The 17,645-nt window shown below is 50.1% G+C and carries 11 protein-coding genes; 3 read left to right on the top strand and 8 right to left on the bottom strand.

Annotated elements, in window-relative coordinates:
- Nucleotides 1–366: 366 nt before the first annotated feature.
- The 7 genes from ACQSGY_RS22905 to ACQSGY_RS22935 all read right to left on the bottom strand — a co-directional run bounded on the left by ACQSGY_RS22905 (nucleotide 367) and on the right by ACQSGY_RS22935 (nucleotide 10,317).
- Nucleotides 367–858 (bottom strand): GNAT family N-acetyltransferase, encoded by a 492-nt coding sequence (locus tag ACQSGY_RS22905; protein WP_427180977.1) that lies wholly within the window; start codon nucleotides 856–858, stop codon nucleotides 367–369.
- A 267-nt stretch (nucleotides 859–1,125) separates the two neighbouring features.
- Complete coding sequence (locus ACQSGY_RS22910; RefSeq protein WP_427180978.1) at nucleotides 1,126–2,733, bottom strand: response regulator; 1,608 nt, start codon at nucleotides 2,731–2,733, stop codon at nucleotides 1,126–1,128.
- Nucleotides 2,730–4,565, bottom strand: a complete 1,836-nt coding sequence (locus ACQSGY_RS22915; protein WP_427180980.1) for a histidine kinase — start codon at nucleotides 4,563–4,565, stop codon at nucleotides 2,730–2,732. The genes ACQSGY_RS22910 and ACQSGY_RS22915 overlap by 4 nt, the downstream gene beginning before the upstream one ends.
- A 27-nt stretch (nucleotides 4,566–4,592) precedes the next feature.
- A complete protein-coding gene (locus ACQSGY_RS22920) occupies nucleotides 4,593–5,441 on the bottom strand; it encodes a carbohydrate ABC transporter permease (RefSeq protein ID WP_427180982.1) in 849 nt (282 codons plus the stop codon).
- Nucleotides 5,438–6,388, bottom strand: coding sequence for a carbohydrate ABC transporter permease (locus ACQSGY_RS22925; protein ID WP_221443899.1), 951 nt, complete (start codon nucleotides 6,386–6,388; stop codon nucleotides 5,438–5,440). Before ACQSGY_RS22925 ends, ACQSGY_RS22920 begins: the two co-directional genes overlap by 4 nt.
- 101 nt (nucleotides 6,389–6,489) lie before the next feature.
- Nucleotides 6,490–7,821 carry an ABC transporter substrate-binding protein gene (locus ACQSGY_RS22930; protein ID WP_216518862.1) on the bottom strand — a complete coding sequence of 444 codons (1,332 nt, stop codon included), beginning with the start codon at nucleotides 7,819–7,821 and terminating at the stop codon, nucleotides 6,490–6,492.
- A 219-nt stretch (nucleotides 7,822–8,040) separates the two neighbouring features.
- Entirely contained in the window at nucleotides 8,041–10,317 is a 2,277-nt protein-coding gene (locus ACQSGY_RS22935; protein ID WP_427180985.1) for a glycoside hydrolase family 88/105 protein, read from the bottom strand.
- 371 nt (nucleotides 10,318–10,688) lie between these two features.
- Here ACQSGY_RS22935 and ACQSGY_RS22940 point away from each other — a divergent pair, with 371 nt between their 5' ends.
- Nucleotides 10,689–11,516, top strand: coding sequence for a methyl-accepting chemotaxis protein (locus ACQSGY_RS22940; RefSeq protein WP_427180986.1), 828 nt, complete (start codon nucleotides 10,689–10,691; stop codon nucleotides 11,514–11,516).
- 187 nt (nucleotides 11,517–11,703) lie between these two features.
- Here the strand turns inward: ACQSGY_RS22940 and ACQSGY_RS22945 are convergent, their stop codons facing one another.
- Nucleotides 11,704–12,522 carry an endonuclease/exonuclease/phosphatase family protein gene (locus ACQSGY_RS22945; RefSeq protein ID WP_427180988.1) on the bottom strand — a complete coding sequence of 273 codons (819 nt, stop codon included), beginning with the start codon at nucleotides 12,520–12,522 and terminating at the stop codon, nucleotides 11,704–11,706.
- Nucleotides 12,523–12,746: 224 nt separating this feature from the next.
- Here ACQSGY_RS22945 and ACQSGY_RS22950 point away from each other — a divergent pair, with 224 nt between their 5' ends.
- Nucleotides 12,747–14,591: an SWIM zinc finger family protein gene (locus ACQSGY_RS22950; protein ID WP_427180990.1), complete on the top strand. Its 1,845-nt coding sequence runs from the start codon at nucleotides 12,747–12,749 to the stop codon at nucleotides 14,589–14,591.
- Nucleotides 14,588–17,620, top strand: a complete 3,033-nt coding sequence (locus ACQSGY_RS22955; protein ID WP_427180992.1) for a DEAD/DEAH box helicase — start codon at nucleotides 14,588–14,590, stop codon at nucleotides 17,618–17,620. The genes ACQSGY_RS22950 and ACQSGY_RS22955 overlap by 4 nt, the downstream gene beginning before the upstream one ends.
- Nucleotides 17,621–17,645: the final 25 nt, after the last annotated feature.

Genomic DNA, 17,645 nt, shown 5'->3' on the forward strand with positions numbered 1-17,645 from the left:
TCAGTTTTCAAAGATCAAACTTATTTCGTCGCCTTCGCTCGTTCGCTTCAGCAACTCTTATATCTTATCATGTCCGAGCCAACTTTGCAAGCTTTTTTTCAAGCTTCTTTCGAAGCATTTTTGTAAGTTGCTTGCCGCACCGTGTAAACCGTGTTTTCTTGGCCGGAATTAGAATATACCATACAACGAAACGGTTGACAACTTGTAAAATATCCCACAACTGCTCCCCTCAAAAATACTTATCATCATAGAAAACCTTTGACTGTATAGTCACAATCAACATATTAATCCACATATCAATCCACATAGTACATTTTTTTCTCTGATCATGCTTACAACATCTGGCCGTGTAAGAGTCCCTTCGATTCAAAGACTCCTATTATAAAAGCCCTCAACCTCAAACCCGTTCATCTCATATAGGCGTATGGCCTTCTCGTTCGTTGCAAGCACCTTTAATGTTACCTTTTCCACAGCATTCTTGTCCGCCCATTCCAGACACAACTTCAATAACTCTTTGCCGATGCCGTACCCCCAGAAAGAACGGGCGACACACACTCCAAACTCTACCTGATGCTTGAAACGCTTCAACTCTGTTCCCGCACACCGGCAGTATGCAGCAATCTGACCCGATACCTCGGCTACCAGAAAAAGATTCGTACTCCTTTCAGCATCCAGACGAATGAGTTCTTCAAAACCCGCCTCATCGATGAAAGCTTCCCCTGCTTCACGATCCATATTTTCCGTTTCCCCGTCCAACTGCACACGCAGTGCGCTTAAGATGCCGGCATCCTCTACCTCGGCTGAACGAATCGTGTATCTCATGCCTTTAACTTCATACTCCTGCTGATTAATAATCACCTTGATCCACTCTCCTCCTTCCCATTATAAAATAAAACCGTTCAAATCCTCACTCCATTCACAAATCACGCTCGTTTTAAGCCGTCTTTAGACCTGTTTCTTCTATAAAGAAGCCTATCTATCCCGAACCCATGTCTTACCTACACTAAAACTGCACCAACCTTGCCTTAACCTTCCTCATCTGATTCATACATATCTGAACCTTACTTATCTGACCCATGCTTATCTTACGTTACAAGCCATCACCGATCTGTCAGATCGCCCACACTAACCAATCTCGGACGGGCTTTTTCCCGTCAGCATCTTAAATACCTGGCTAAAATACGTCGCGTTGCGAAATCCCGTCATCTCGCTCACTTCATAAACCATATAATGTCCTGATTGCAGCAGCTCCATTGCTCGCTGGATACGATATCCATTCAGATAGCTGACAAAATTCTCTCCCGTCACCCTTTTGAATAATTGACTCAAATATTTGGGGTGCACAAAAAGACTTTTGGCAATGGCCTCGAAACTGATCTCCTCTGCGTAATGCTCCTCAACATACTGTTTCACTTGTGCAATGAGCTTGTTGCTTTTCTTTTCACCCATCTCTTTGCGAAGCTGCTCCAGCCAGTCCTGGATCACACCATTCATCCAGCCAATCAGATCATGCAGGGCATACTTCGATTGTATCTCGCGCAAGAAATCACTCATCGTGAGCGGAGGGGTCAACATCGGATGCTGCTTTTTCCAGCTGTGCATCATCGTATCAAACAAACTGACTACAATGACCTGCGCATCCTGAATGCCCGCACAATTTCCTTCCTGCAAAGAATGGAACAATTGAAGCCATATTTCCTCTGCCAGACCGATTCGCATATCAGCCCAAGCCTCATTCCACTGGTGAAGCAGCAAGGAATAATCCGTTTCACTACGCTCTGCTCCCTCGGATGCCTCATAGTGATATATACGGCTTCCACCTTGAAACTCTGCCCGTTCTACCGCTTCCCGGCTCTCCAGATATGAGTCAATGACCTCACAAGGATGGTGCTTTACCCGGCCAATCCCTGCACTGACCTCAATTTTCAGATACGTGAAGATCTGATCCATCATTCGGCCTACAAGCACCTGCAATTCTTCTAAATAATCCTGCTCACCCAGCATCAGCAGCACAAATACCTGATCCGAATAGTCTACAATCTCCAGCTGACAATCTGCCATACGGGAGCCATGTTCCTTCACCGTCTCCTGAATAATATCCGCCGCTCCGTAGCGCAACAGCTGCCAGTCCCGCTCCTTCATACGTGTCATAAAACCAGGACGATTCAGATGCAGACTAACGGCTCGAACCCGAGCGTATATCCGAAATCCGATATATTCCATTCTCGCTTCAGGCAATTCATCTACTCGATAGCGGGTGGTAAGCAGTTCCTGCAGAAACTGTTTGCGCAGATAAGGGAGCACCCGCCCTGCTTCTTGTTTGTACGTCCGCTCCAGTCGCTCATGCCGCTCTCGCACATCCTGTTCCAGCAGTACCTCCCGCAGCACAGACTCAATCTCCTCCACCTCCGCCGGCTTCAGCAAAAAGTGATTCACGCCCCAGCGCATAGCCGCTCTGGCGTTCTCGAACTCGTCATATCCACTAAGGATGATAATCGGCAGATGAGGATAGTCGCGCCGCAGCGCCCGTGTAACCTCAAGTCCAGTCATGCCTGGCAAATACACATCGGTCATCACGAGATCAGGGTGCATACGGTCAAAAAGCTCCAACGCCTCCTCCCCGCTTGCAGCTGTACCTGCAATGCTCAGGCCCAATGAGGGCCAGTCGATATGCTCGGTCAGCGCTTTGACAATATGCGGATCATCATCCACAAGCATAATGGTCTTCATCATTTTTCACCGTCCAGCCACAGATTTAATTGCTCTTCGGTCTCAATGCGCGGCAGCGTGATTTGCACCTCCACACCGCCTGAACCTCCATTACTCAACTGCACGCCGTACCTTTGCCCGCAATACAGCTGTATGCGCTGATGCACGTTGCGTACACCGATGCCTTTCGAATCTTCTATGCTCCATTCATTCGGCAAGCCTTGTCCATTATCCGTAATCCGTATCCTGATATCAGGCACAGGCTCATCGATCTGGTCAATATGCACCTGAATGCGGAGTGTTTCTTCATTTGCATGTCCGTGCATAACGGCATTTTCAATAAAAGGCTGCAAAATGATCTTCGGAATATAACACCCCCTAATGCGCGGATCAATCCGTTCCTGATATTGAATAGCAAACGGCAAACGTTCGGATTGAATGCTGACGTAACACCGGGCATGCTCCAGCTCATCACGTACACGAATAAACAACCTGCCCCCGCTCAGCCCGATCCGCAGCAGCTTGCTCAGCTGAACAATCATACGACTGATGTCCTTGGCTTCATAATCGAGAGCACGCCAGTGAATCATATCCAGCGTATTGTACAGAAAATGGGGTTTGATCTGCGCTTCAAGCAGGCTGGTCTGGGCTTCGCGTTTGGCACGACTCTCGTCCTTGACCTGCTCCATCAGCATCGTTAGCTGTGAAGCCATATGGTTAAAACCGTATGCCAAGTGGGCATATTCTTCTGTAAACGACAGTTGCACACGGGTGCTGAAGTCTCCTTTTTCAAGCTGTCTCATACGTTTAATCAATTGCCGCAACGGGCGGATAATCTGTCGTACAAACAAATAAGCAAGCACAGCGGAGCACAGCAGCCCGAGCACCGCGATACCAAGGATCTGCCAGCCCGCTTGCCGAACTGGAGACAACAGCGTATACACGGGAATCGTCTGCACCAGCCGCCATTGGAGCATCGCCGGTTTGGAATAGAGCACCAGTTGAGCACCTCCAGGTTGACCCGACACCACTTCAAACCCATCTTCACCAGGACGGGCATGCTTCTGGATCCAATCGCTATCTATAATAGAAGAAGACGAATCTGTATAAGCCTGATCGGACCAGGCATTCCCCCCTGCCGCCGCAGCTTTCCCCATCTGCATCACGACATTGCCAGCAGTATCTACCAGCAGCACGTTGCCATCCAGCACCATCGGTACATCAGCGAACCTGCGTACGATATCCGCTCTGCTTAGACGAATGAGCACATAAGCGACCGTCCCGCCTCGACTGTCATAGATCCGCTGTGCATATCCAACCAAGGATTGCCCTGATTCATTCTCACGAAGGGGAACCCAGGCGGCATCTGCCTTTTCCAGCGCAGAAAACCATGAATCATTCGCAAGGGTATCTAACGTAAAAATATGGTCAGCCATCGTAACCGTCACTTCATTAAATGCATCCGTATACAACTCAATTGAGGTGATGCCTTCGCTCACCACGATGGTATGATCGAGAATTCGCGAAACCTCTCGCCGCTGGTGGATCTGTGCGAGCCTTTCCGTATTGGCCGTTTCTAGCAAACTCGACAACTCTCTGTTGCTCGCCAGGCTATAGGCTGTACCCGTCACTCCTGTGATGAAGTCAAAGCCCCGTCTTGTGCTCTCATTCAGAAGCGCGAGTCGCGCTTTACTGATTTCAGTAAAGGTAACGGCGGAGAAGGACTGATAGGACAACCAGACGACAATAGAAACAAGCAACAGATTAAACGCAATAAAGCAAGTCACCATCAACGTGGAGAGCTTGCTTTGTTGCAGCTTTTGAAGAATATAGGAAGACCATCTTGCCTTTCGCATACGGAATCAACTCGTTTCGTCTTGGAATTACCCTTTGAGCCCGGAGGTCGCGATTCCTTCCACGAAGTACTTTTGACACACGATAAATACGATGAAACATGGCACAAGGGATAAAACAGACATCGCAAACATTGGACCCCAATCGGATTGTGAGCTGGAATCGAGGAACAACCGCAGTCCCAGCGGAACGGTGTACTTGCTCACATCGCTCAGATAGATCAGCTGACTGAAGAAATCATCCCATGTCCACAGAAACGTGAAGATCATCGTGGTGACGAGTGCCGGAAAAGCGAGCGGGATAATGATTTTCGTATAGATTCTCACTGGACCACATCCATCAATCGTCGCCGCTTCATCGAGCTCTTGAGGCAGTCCCCGGAAAAACTGTACCATCAGGAATATGAAAAAGGCATCCGTCGCCAGCCATTTCGGGATGACTAGCGGCAAGTACGTATTCACCCACTCCAGATGATTAAAAAGAATATACTGCGGAATCAGCGTAACGTGATGAGGCAGCATAATCGTCATCAGCATCAATCCGAAGCAGACAGCCTTGAAGCGAAAATTCAGCCGGGCGAAGGCATATGCCGCCATAGAGCAGGAGATCACATTGCCCAGCACAGCTCCCAGCGATAGAACGATGGAGTTCGTCAGAAATTTGGAAAAGGCATTCCCCTGAATTCCCGACCAGCCTGTCATATAATTTTGCCAATTCCACTCCTTCGGCCAGAACCAGGTCTCCGTAAAAATCATATGTCCCGGCTTGAACGAGCTGCCCAGCATCCACAAAACAGGATAAAGCATAACAAAGGCGATGCCCGAGATCAGTATGTGCTTGGTCACAATCCATGCTGCAGAATTCCGTTGTCCAATCATGATTTTCCACCATCCTCATAGTGTACCCACAGCTTGCTGCTGCGGAATACGAGCAATGTAAATACGCCGATCAGAATCACCAGCACCCACGCCATCGCGGAAGCATAGCCCATTTGGAAGAAGGAAAATCCTTTTTTGTACAGATAAAGCGAGTACATCAGTGTTGAATTCACTGGTCCACCACTACCGTTGCTAATGATGAAGGCCTGCGTGAACGATTGAAAGGATGTGATCAACTGCATAACCAGGTTAAAGAAAATGACTGGAGACAGAATCGGCAATGTGATATAGAAAAACCTGCGCATCGGACCTGCTCCATCAACAGCCGAGGCTTCATCGTACTCCGGTGGAATCTGCTTGAGTCCTGCCAGGAAAATGATCATCGACGAACCGAACTGCCATACGGACAACAGTACAATGGAGTACAGTGCATATTTCGGATTCGCTACCCAATCTGGTGCCTTGATACCGACCATCGCCAGCACACTGTTGAGCAGTCCGTCACCGCCCAGCATTTTACGCCACAACATCGCAATAGCTACACTGCCCCCGAGCAGTGTCGGGATATAATACACCGTGCGGTAAATCCCCAGGCCGCGGATGCCTTTATTGAGCAGCATGGCAACAAACAGGGCAAAGATCAATTTAAGCGGCACAGATACAGCAACATAGGTAAACGTCACCTGAAGCGACTTGGCAAACAATTTGTCAGACGTAAACATCGTAGTGTAGTTATCCAGACCGACCCAGTTCGGGGCGGCCAGGATACTGTAATCGGTAAAGGAAATATATAACGATGCAAGCATGGGACCCAGGGTCAGGAACAATAATCCGACAAGCCAGGGCGCGAGAAATAATAAGGCGGCTCCATTATGGGCGTAGCGACGTTTCACACGCCGGGCGGCTACTTTCTCGATTCTGGCTTGACTGACCTGTGATGTCGTCATTTTCGCAACCTCCCCGCAGTATTTGAAGTATTCGGAACTGTTATCGACCAGTTACATGTAAGGCACAAGTTGAGCTTGTTTACCGTTACGGCTTCAACTCGTTACTGGCTGGATGCAAGCGTTGCTTTGGCACCTTCAATAAACTGAGTGATAATGTCTGTCATGCTGCCTTGGCCAAAAGCGATCTGTTCGCTTGCACTTTTGAAACTCGTGTCCACTTCAGCGAATCCTTGCGGGTATGGCGGGCTAATCTCACTGGAATGTTTGGATACCGTATCAATGAATTGGAAAATAACCTGCTCGGACTCTGACAGCTTCGGCTGCATCTGCTCACGAATGCTTGCATTAACAGGCACACCGCGCTCCGAGCCAAGAATCGCCGTTGCTTCCGGGTCATTCACCATAAAGTCAATGAACATGGCAACTTCTTTCGGATGCTTGGACTTGGCATAACCGGACATGAACTGACCTGGCTTCAGGTACTCACCAATCCGCTGTTCATTCACGCCGTGAGGCAGCACTTGAATGCCGAGCTTGTGATCCTGGTTTTTGTTCACCTGCTGGAATGTCAGCAACTGATTCGACCATGCAAAATCCATTGCGGCTGTACCTAAGGAGATCGGTCTTGTCTCCAAGGCATTTGTTGTAGAAGCTGTAACTTCGGCAGAGGTAGCCCCTCTGTTCTCACGCAGCTTAGCCCACATCTCGAACCACTGCTTCAATTGATCATTAGTCGCTGTGATCGTACCGTCTTCGAACAAACCTTTGCCTGACTGACGCACAAATACCTCAAACATATTCGTAGCACCGGAAATGTCAGCCGAGCCGTAGAAGCCATCTCCCTTGTCCGCAGCGATTTTGGCTGCAATCGCGGAGAAATCATCCCAAGTCCAGCTTTCTTTTGGTTCTTCAATGCCCAGCTGCTGGAATAAAGTTGCATCGTAGATGACGCCCGGTGCGTTCACTCCAAGGGTAATCGCATATAATTTATCGTCGATCGAGCCCGCTTTGATCATGCTTTTGTCATGATCTGCGATCCGCAGCTCTTTATCCGCATACGGAGTCAGATCGAGCAGGGCTCCGCGCCGTGCAAAGTCTGTCAGGAAGGCATAGTCCATCTGGATAATATCCGGGGCATTGGAGCCGGCAACCTGAGTTGTCAGCTTGTCAAAATATCCATCCCATCCTGAATACTCAGGTTTAATCGTAATGTTTGGATGCTTCTCTTCGAACAATTTGATCACTTTGGTGGTCAGATCATGTCTGGTCTGTGATCCCCACCAGGTCATGCGCAGTTCAATCTTGTCAGCTGCATCGCCTTGGCTTGTCTCACCCGAAGATGCAGGCTCATTTGAGGCTCCATTGGAACAGGCTGTAGCAAATAATAACAGGGACAGGCAGAACAGGGTTACCCACTTTTTTGTGCTGATCATGAATGAATTTCCTCCCCTTTTTGCTTATATGAAATCGCTTACAAACATATTGTAAACGCCTGTCACTGCACATGACATAAACAAAAGTAAGATATCCTGTCAAAAAAGTAAGGGGTTCCCGGGGAAGAAAAACCACCGGAAATTATCCCCGGTGGCGCTCCATTCCTTAAACATGATGGACATCCTTCATTCACTGTAAGCTTTTCAAATATTTCATGTTTAATGTGCTGCTGAAGCCGTTGAAACAGAAGCAACGGGCGAGTTACTGATACGTTCCGACAGGTGCTTCTCCATTTTGGCTACCTCTGTCCCGGCCAGCATCATGATCCCAATGCCGTGGTTATCGTTGGTCACTGTACGCAAGTCCTGATCGTAATACTCGGCTGTAAATGCATATCTTGATCCGCTGCATACACCGTGAACATTGCCTTGACGGTCAATTGCGCTGCATACGAGTCCCTTCCAGGCCCGCTGAGCGGCCGCGACATAGGCTGCCGGATCCTTGAACCAGCCGAAACGCACTCCACGCGCAAAACCATAAGCAAACATGGCTGTGCAAGAGGCTTCCAGATATGTCTTTGGATTGTTCAGCACCTGATGCCAGAGTCCGCTCTCGCTCTGCAGGGCTGCATAACCTTCACATAGTTCATTGAAAAAGGCAATAAGAGCGGGGCGCTCCGGATGTTCTTCCGGCAGAGCCTCCAACACTTCTGTCAGGGAGAACAGCGTCCATCCGTTGCCGCGGCCCCAAGGAATCTGTGTTGCCTGTTCATATTTGAAATCATACACATGAGACATAATCTTGTATTCTGGCATGAACAGATATTTCCGGTACAATGTAAACTGTTTCGCTGCTTCATCGAGCGCTTCGGACTTCCCTGTCACACGTGCATACCGCACGAGGAATGGGGTGCTCATATATAGATCGTCTGCCCACATGGTGTTCTCCGCATACTCTCCGGCACATATACGATAGAATGCCCCATCCGGTCTGCGCTCCAGGCGGGAAAGCATGAAATCTGCGATGCGATCAGCAATCGGCAGGAAGGTTGGTTCCTTGCATTCGGTATATGACTCCAGCATCGCCGAGCCAAAGGAACCGCAGTTGTCCAGCATTTTCAGCATAATCAGCTGCTGATTGATTGCCGGGAAGCCGTATTGCTCACGATCCCACAGCGAATATTCATACATCTGCGTGCATGCCTGCACATGCTCAGCCGCATAACGTGTAATATCCGGTCTTTGCAGGTAACGTCCAGCTTGCAGCAATCCATAAACGGTAACACCCAGCGGATAATCCCAGCGACCATAGTTGGTCACACTGCCCACTGTCCATTTATTGCTCAGCATCGCATTCTCATAGTAAGGTCGGATGAAGGCATCTGGCCGATCCAGCCGCCAGTATGTCCGTTCTGCTCCTTGCTTCGCTGCACTTGTCTGGTACACACGATCCATGCGCATTAAATCCGCAAGCTCGGGTTCCGCCCCTGCCTCAAATGGACCAGCATAGAGCCAGCTATCGCCTGACGCTCCCTGCACTCGGAGCGGAAGCTTGAGTTGAAGCAATTCTGTCCCGGCGAATGCCTCCAGTTCGAACCCCCATGAGTCAGAGCCTGCTTGACATTCACTGCGAATGAGAAGATCACTCTGGCCAAATGGAGCTGTTACTTCGACTTCAAACGGTCCCGGTTCGTTGACTTCTGCAACAGATTGACCATCAAGCCATATGCGCAAAGAGCCCTGAGATTGTCCGGTTAATCGAACCGGACGTCCAGTTGCATCGCGATTGTCCAGGTGTGTCCAAGCATAAGCATGTCTTCCAGGGAGCAGCCCATAGATTCGTTCCAGAGCAGGTTTATTCTGCTCGGATGCTGACCACTGAACCTCTGGCAGCCATTTCAAATCACTTTCATCCTGGCCTGTGAGCAGGTTCGGCTGCGTACGCTGGGATGACACAGGCTCGGAGAACACCCAGCCCGCATGCCCTGAACGCTCCCGAAAAGGCGCAAGCACATTCAAAATCCGCACTTTGCCTTCATCAGAACCGAACTGGCATCCAAAACCGGCAGGAGTATTTTTCATCTCCAGCCATAACGTATTCCAGCCAGGCTGAATGTCAATGCTCAACTTCACCGTTGCATCCGGTGTAATTTCATCAATAACTGTTGAACGGTAGATTAACTCATTGTTGAAATGGAAGCGTACCGGCCCATAGCAGCGTACCAGCACATCCAGATTACGGTTCTCATCCCCCCATACCAGCGCAGCAGCGTAGGAGATGTGATCCTTGGGAGCATCAGGAAAGCGTTTACTCAAATTCAGATCATAAAGCCCTTTGTCATTTTGCAAAATGCCCGACTGCTGAAACACGCGGTATACGAAATCAGCCTGTGCATTGGCACCAATATATCTCTCTGCAAGCACCTTCAAAACCTGCTCCTGATCTTCTCCAAATCGATAATACATGCTCTGCGGTTCACTGAAATATGTTGTCATGAATGCCACATCCCTCTCATGTTGGAATACACTTTTAATTTTCAAATCACGCCTGTATGCAGGACGACAATCTATTTTCTCAATAAGTAGATATAGCGCTTAACCTCCGTAGAACTTTCCCTTGGTCGGGAGGGTAGTCGCTTTACTTTTAATGAACACCTCTGAATGAATATCCTTAGTATAACTGACATGGCTCATGGTGGCTACAGATTTTTGTTTACGCTTACACTGCAATCTGTCATTTACCTAACCGTTACAAGATTATCGTCATAATCTGACAATATTTGTTTAATCATTTCTGGAAACATGACCGATAAATATATCATATATCTCCATATTATCCCATCTCATTTTGGAAGGACAGATTGATATTGAATACACTTGAAGCTCTAATCCACGCAATGCCGTTTGTCAGTCAAATGTTCCGTGATGATATCTCCATCTCTATTAATGATCATGAAAAGGTATTATATTTCTCCGAAGCCAAAAGTCTGGATATCGGTGTAAAAGCCGGAGACGAGCTGCATAATGACTATAAGGATTTCAAGATGCTGACGAACAAAGACTCGCGTACCATCGTGCGCATGCCGGGTGATCTCCAGGGCAGACCCTTTGATTCCATCCTTATTCCTGTGAAGCAGAACGGGCAAGTTGTTGGTATTCTCGGGGTTAACTACGCTCTTGATAACCACCTGAAGCTGGAAAATTTGATTAGCGAAAATGAAACAACCATCAATGCTCTCGTTGGCGGCATTCAACAAATCGCAGCTCATTCAGAGCAGCTGTCGGCAACCTCGGAGGAAATTTTGCGAAATTCGAAGAAGGCTTCCGAGAACTCTGTGAACGTCACCAAAGTAACCAATGTCATTCGTGAGGTATCCGAGCAGACCAATCTGCTTGGCTTGAATGCCATGATCGAGGCCGCTCGTGTCGGGGAGCAGGGAGCCGGATTCGGCATAGTTGCCAGTGAAGTTCGCAAGCTCTCGGACCATACGAAGCAGGCTGCGTCAGATATCGAAACCTCGCTGGGAAGCGTGCAGGATTCCATGAAACATATGGAGCAGGAGATTGCACAAATATCAACAGCCACGGTGGATCAGGCCAAGCTTGTAACCGAATTTATGCAGAGTATAGAACAATTGGGCGAGACCAGTGCCAGCCTGAAAACTTTTGTACAGCAAATGCTGGCACTCGAGTAATTCTGTTTAATTAAGAACGACCATACTAGCCATCACGATATACATAACATATGAATTCAATACAAAATGAAGAAACCTCTGTTCGTTTTCTCTAGTAAGACAATGAACAGAGGTTTCTTATGTTGAAGCAAATTTAGCAGCTCTCAAGTCAGCATGTCAGAATGAGAACTTTGTCCAGGTAGGAGCATCAGATTTCAACAGCAACCCCAAAGTGATCCGACACGACAGGGCCGTTCTTGCCATCAAGCACCACTGTGGAAGACTGAGCCTGTATCGGACGATTCGAGAAAATATAATCTATCCGCAGCGGACGCTCATTGTTGGCCCATCCGGCAATCGCTTTGACAACCGTGGCTCCATCATCCTTTTGCTTCGCTGTCGTATACAGATCATTCCACCCATGCTGCATCATGTAGTCATATCCCTCTCCGCGAATCTCCGCCACGTTGTTAAAATCGCCCATCAGATATAGGGGCTGATGCATGTAAGGTGCAAGCTTGCTCTCCGTCAAATCCCACTGGCCCTTAAAAGGTTCCTGCGCATCGTCCCACCAATTGAAATGTCCATTAACAAACCATGCCGCTTCTCCGTGTACATTCGTCTCTATGCCTACGATTTTGCGTGTGCGGTAATTGTTGTAGTCCCGAATGTGGGATACATACTCCCCAAACGAATGTGCAATTGGCGTCCGGCTTAGAATCGCCAGTCCTTCATCATAAGTTCGAAACCCGATGTGGGTTGGAACCCAGGTCCAATAATACGTCTCTGTCAACTGCTGCAGCAGGACATGGGCATAGTTATCTTTTTTAATCACAGCGTGCGCATCAGTGGGTACATACGTCTTTAACGCTTCTTCAGGCAACGCACTCTCCTCAATGGGCTGGTTAACCTCCTGCATGGAAATAACGTCGAACTGATGCTTATTGATAAAGTCAGCCAACTGGCTGATTTTGTTCCGTTGCTCTTCTTCTGCCCAGGCATGGACATTTAATGTAAGGATCTTCACGATGTCTCTCTCCTGCTCTAAAATAATCTGACCACAGCTTCTGGCCGCCTTGCTCTCTGCATTGCTCTCAAAAGGAATACATATGATAAGCATACACAATATGAACTATTCCTGCATATCTGCACGAGCAGCCCTGGAACTGATATGATAGAATCATTGATACTCTAGGCATGGACGTGGCAGACGTCACCTTTAGTTAACCCATGTTTACCCCAGGAGATGGAATGATGAATATACCTGACGAATGGAAAATGGATGATGCGCAGTGGCAGGCATTGATTTTTAAGGTGGCGGAGCTTTATAACAACCTGACGATCATGCGCGGATTCCAATATTATAAACAAAAACGTGTTGGACCATTACTCTTCAGTCACCGCCAGACAAGGCATCATAATAATGCGGCAATCTACGATCATACTCAGAATTTCACTGGGAATCTTACTCAGGCAGATTCTCAAGAATCCGGGACGATTACAGCCGAGGTACAGGGAACGGAAGCTTATACGGTTGTGCTGTACATGGAAGCCTTGTCGACCAGCCGCTGTACCTGTCCTGTTAACACGCCGTGCAAACATATGGCTGCCGTACTGATGAGTTATGCCGAGCAGCAGGGGCGCCCTGTCCCTGCACTTGTGAATGCACATGCAACTACCTCCTTGAAGCAAGCTGCCAAATCCGTGGTCACTGCCTCCTCCGGGAGAGCATACAGCTTTGACAGTACCTCGGATCACGGGCAGACCTTCGAAGACAAGAACGCTGTGGACGGACGCCAGTACAGCGAGATCAGGGAGCAAGCAGCAGCACTGGCCGGCATAAGCATACCGGAATGGCATGAGCTGTTTCGTGACAGCCTCCGTCGGCTGGGAACAGGTACAGCAACTACAGCTTACATTCAGGAGGCTTCCGATGAGCTGTATGCCATCAAGCCCAAGCTACCCGCCGCCATGGAGCAGCTGTTTGAGCTGCATGTGCTGCTCTACCTTATGCGGTACTGCATCCCGCCTGCACGTAATTCCATCACAAATACACCTGTATATTTAAGTTACCCGGCCCAGCTGGCCGTGGATGCACTCCAGAAGAGACTTGAAGCCCTGCTGCTCCAGCCGCTTGACTGTTCTGGTCTTCAGGGTGTGGCACTTGAGCAGTTCTGGGCAAGGCTGGTCGAGACCGCAGGTTATTTACGCACAGAAATGTTAACCGAGACGGCAAACATGATGTTTTTTACGCCAGTATACACCAAGCTATGGCTGAACTGGATTGTAACACAGCCGCAGGGAAATTCAGATCTGCTGGAGACAGAACTGGCTACCCTGGACAGCATTGAGCAGGATGCTGTGCAGCAGGCGAAGGAGCAGGAGCTTAACGGGCAGAGACCGGTCAAAAAAGTCATTCTTCCGCTGCCGCTTGTTCTGGCTCAAGGCTGGATGCACTACCATCTGAAGCAGGATACAGCTGCATGGCAAAAGCTTGTCCATGGCAGCACTGCGTACGGCGTACCTCCTGAGCAGCTGCTATATTTCCTGCATACACTGGTCGATGCAGCTGAATGGACACGTCTAGCCGAATGGCTGGTGCAGCTAGGCCCTATGCTGACCAATCGGCGCAACACGCCGTTGCAGGACTACATGCAGCTGTGGGATTTAACCATCCAGCATGTGCCGGAATCAGAGCATCAGATGTGGGACACGCTCGTCAGCATGCTCCCTCACTCTCGCCCTGCCTACGAAGAGGCTATGCATTCACGCGGACAGTGGCGCAGGTGGATTGATTTTCAGCTGAGTACAGGTACGGAGCCGCTTGAATTCCGCGTTGCTGTGCTGCAGCCGATCGAGAAGGAAGCACCTGAATTGCTGCTTCCGTTCTATCATCAGGCGGTGGAGCGATATATTGGACATAAAAACAGGGATGGTTACAAAGCCGCAGTCAAGCTGCTGAAACGACTGTCCAAGATCTATAAAAAATTGAAGCATGATGAGCAGTGGGAGCACTTCATCACTACCCTCGCTGTCCGCAACAGCCGGTTACGCGCCCTGCAGGAGGAGCTTCGGAAAGGTAAGCTGATTCCATGAGTCTATTACATCCGTATACAGAAACAATCGAGGTACATGTTGCGTTGACCGGATATGGCGACGCCTTGTTCTATGGTGCCCTGAATACACATCACTTTGTCTCTGGTCAGTCGCTGAAGCAGCGTCTCTTCGCCTGGCATGTTCCGTCCTTCTACGGTACGGAGCTGGAAATCCGCCAGGTTGAAGAAGTAGAGCTGGTCGTACTGCCCGCTGAAGAAGTCCTTCCATTCTTCGCTTCAATGAATACACTGACTCATATCGAGTGGAAATGGGACGAGCAGGCAGCGTATCTCATTCAGCTGTCACCCATGCTTGCTTCCTCTATCGAGAACCGCAAATATGTTCCCAGCTTCGAGGCCTACCGCGCTGGTCAGCTGCAATGGAGCTGGGACTCTGACAGCCTGAAAAAGCAGGACCTCGCCGCACTGCATGAAGCGTTCCGGCATACGGACGAGAGCTATGCCGAAGGGCTCGGCGCTGCCTACTCTGCCGCTGTATTCCAGCAATGGTACAGCACCGAAGAAGCAGCCGCCGATCTGCGGCGCGAGTTCCCGCAGCTCTTTCCCGAGCGCGGGATGATTCCGCGCACGGCTGGTCTTGATGCCCGGTCATGGCTGGTGTCCATCGGCTGGAAGGCCGATGCCGCACCATTCCGGCCGATGCTGCAGCTGCAGGAGCCAGATGAGGACAACACATCCTGGCGCCTGCGCCTGGTGCTTCAGAACAAGCTGGACGCTGCCGGGCTCGTGCCCGTTATGCTTGATTCACGCGGACGACTGGAAGGCGAGTGGCCTGAAGCGTGGACGCCGTTCATTCTGGATCGTGCATCGGGCTGGCTGGAGCAATTACGCGCTCAGCTGCCGCGTCTTGGAAGCTCCATCAGCGGCAGACGTGATGTGCTGGGTGATCCGCTGGATGACAGGCAGGCCTGGCAGTTCCTGACTCAGGAGAGCGGCCGCTTGCTGGCAGCAGGCTGGCAAGTGCTTCTGCCAGGCTGGTGGGAAGCAGCCCGCAAGAAAAAACCTAAGCTGCGTGCCAAGGTGAAACCGGAAGAAGGCAGCGAGCGTGGACAGTCCTTCTTCGGACTGGACTCTATTATTCATTTTGACTGGCGCATCGCAATTGGAGATACCGATCTTAGTGAAGAGGAATTTGCGGACCTGGTGGCCCGTAACGAGCGACTGGTTCGCTTTCGCGGCGAATGGATACCGCTCGATCCCGATCTGCTGGAACAGATCAAACGAGCAATGGGCGGTGTGGATCGGGAGCAGGGGCTCTCGTTTCAAGATATTCTGCACCTGCACCTGCTTCACAATGAGCAGCGGGAATATGCCAAGCAGAAGTGGAAGGAAGGTCAGCAGACCGAAGAAGAGCAGCCGCAAGCTCAGGCCAGCGAGAGTGTCCGGCTTGAAGTGGAGTTAAACGAGCACCTGAATCGGGTCATTGCCCAGCTCGGAGGCGGCCAAGGTGGCGCTCCCTCTCTTCCTGTTCCGGGAGGACTTCATGCAGAGCTGCGTTCCTATCAGAAGGAGGGCTTTGCCTGGCTTGGATTTTTGCGCAGATTTGGTCTGGGAGCCTGTCTTGCTGACGATATGGGGCTTGGTAAAACCATTCAGTTTATTACGTATCTACTGCACATCAAAGAGCATGAGCCACGTTTGCCTGGACAAGCCCCGGCACTTCTCATCTGCCCCACCTCTGTGCTGGGTAACTGGCAGAAGGAGATCAGCCGCTTCGCTCCATCCATTCGGGTGAGCCTGCATTATGGCGCGCGGCGGTTAAGCGGGGAGGAATTTCAGGAACAGGCTGAGCAATCGGATATCATGATTACCTCGTATGCCACAGCGACACTGGATCAGGAGCTGCTCGAAAGCTACACATGGTCTGCGATCTGTCTGGATGAAGCGCAGAATATCAAAAACGCGCAGACCAAACAATCCATGGCCGTGCGCAGCTTCCCGGCGAAACACCGCATCGCGCTCACGGGTACGCCGATTGAGAACCGGTTAGCCGAGCTGTGGTCCATCTATGACTTCATCAATCCGGGGTATCTCGGCAGCGCTCGCGCGTTCCAGACTCGCTTCATCAGTGCCATTGAGAAGGATAAGGATGAGCAGCGCATGCAGGATCTGCAGCAGCTCGTGAAACCCTTCATGCTTCGCCGCAAGAAAAAGGACCCGAATATCCAGCTCGATCTGCCGGATAAAAATGAAATGAAAACCTATATTCACCTCACAGGTGAACAAAGCGCATTATATGATCAAACCGTGCAGGCACTGATGGATAAAATGAAGGAACTTGAAGGTATCAAGCGGAAAGGCGCGATTCTATCCGCCTTAACCCAGTTGAAGCAGCTGTGTGACCATCCGCTGCTGCTGACCAAGGAAACGCTGCCGGAGGAACTTGCAGATGAGGGCTCGGCTGGCTCGGCTTATGACGTGTACAGCCCGCAGGATATGGCGATGCTGATCAGCCGTTCTGCCAAGCTGGAGCGCTTGATGGAGCTTGTCCGCGAGCTGCGTGATGAGGGCGAGCGCTGCCTTATTTTCACCCAGTACATCGGTATGGGGCAGATGCTTCAGCAAGTGCTGCGGCAGGAACTGCAGGAGCCTGTATTGTATCTGCATGGAGGCACATCGAAGACCGCACGGGACCGTATGATTGAGGAATTTCAGTCTCGCAGTCTGCCTGCGGACAAACAGCCCTCGGTCTTCATTCTGTCGATTAAAGCTGGCGGCGTGGGACTGAATCTGACGGCCGCCAATCACGTCTTCCACTTCGACCGCTGGTGGAACCCTGCGGTAGAGAATCAGGCGACAGACCGGGCTTATCGGATGGGCCAGACCAAGGATGTTCAGGTGCACAAGTTCATCTCTCTCGGCACACTGGAAGAACGAATCGACGAGATGCTGGAGAGCAAGCAGCAGTTAAGCGACAACATCATTACCAGTTCCGAGAACTGGATTACCGAGCTGTCTACGGATGAGCTGAAGGATCTGTTCACCCGGCGCAGAGACTGGTCTGGTTAAATTTTATTCTTAAAAAAGAGCGAAG

Origin of the sequence: Paenibacillus sp. TC-CSREp1 (genome assembly GCF_050171015.1) — a bacterium.
Taxonomy (GTDB): domain Bacteria; phylum Bacillota; class Bacilli; order Paenibacillales; family Paenibacillaceae; genus Paenibacillus; species Paenibacillus silvae.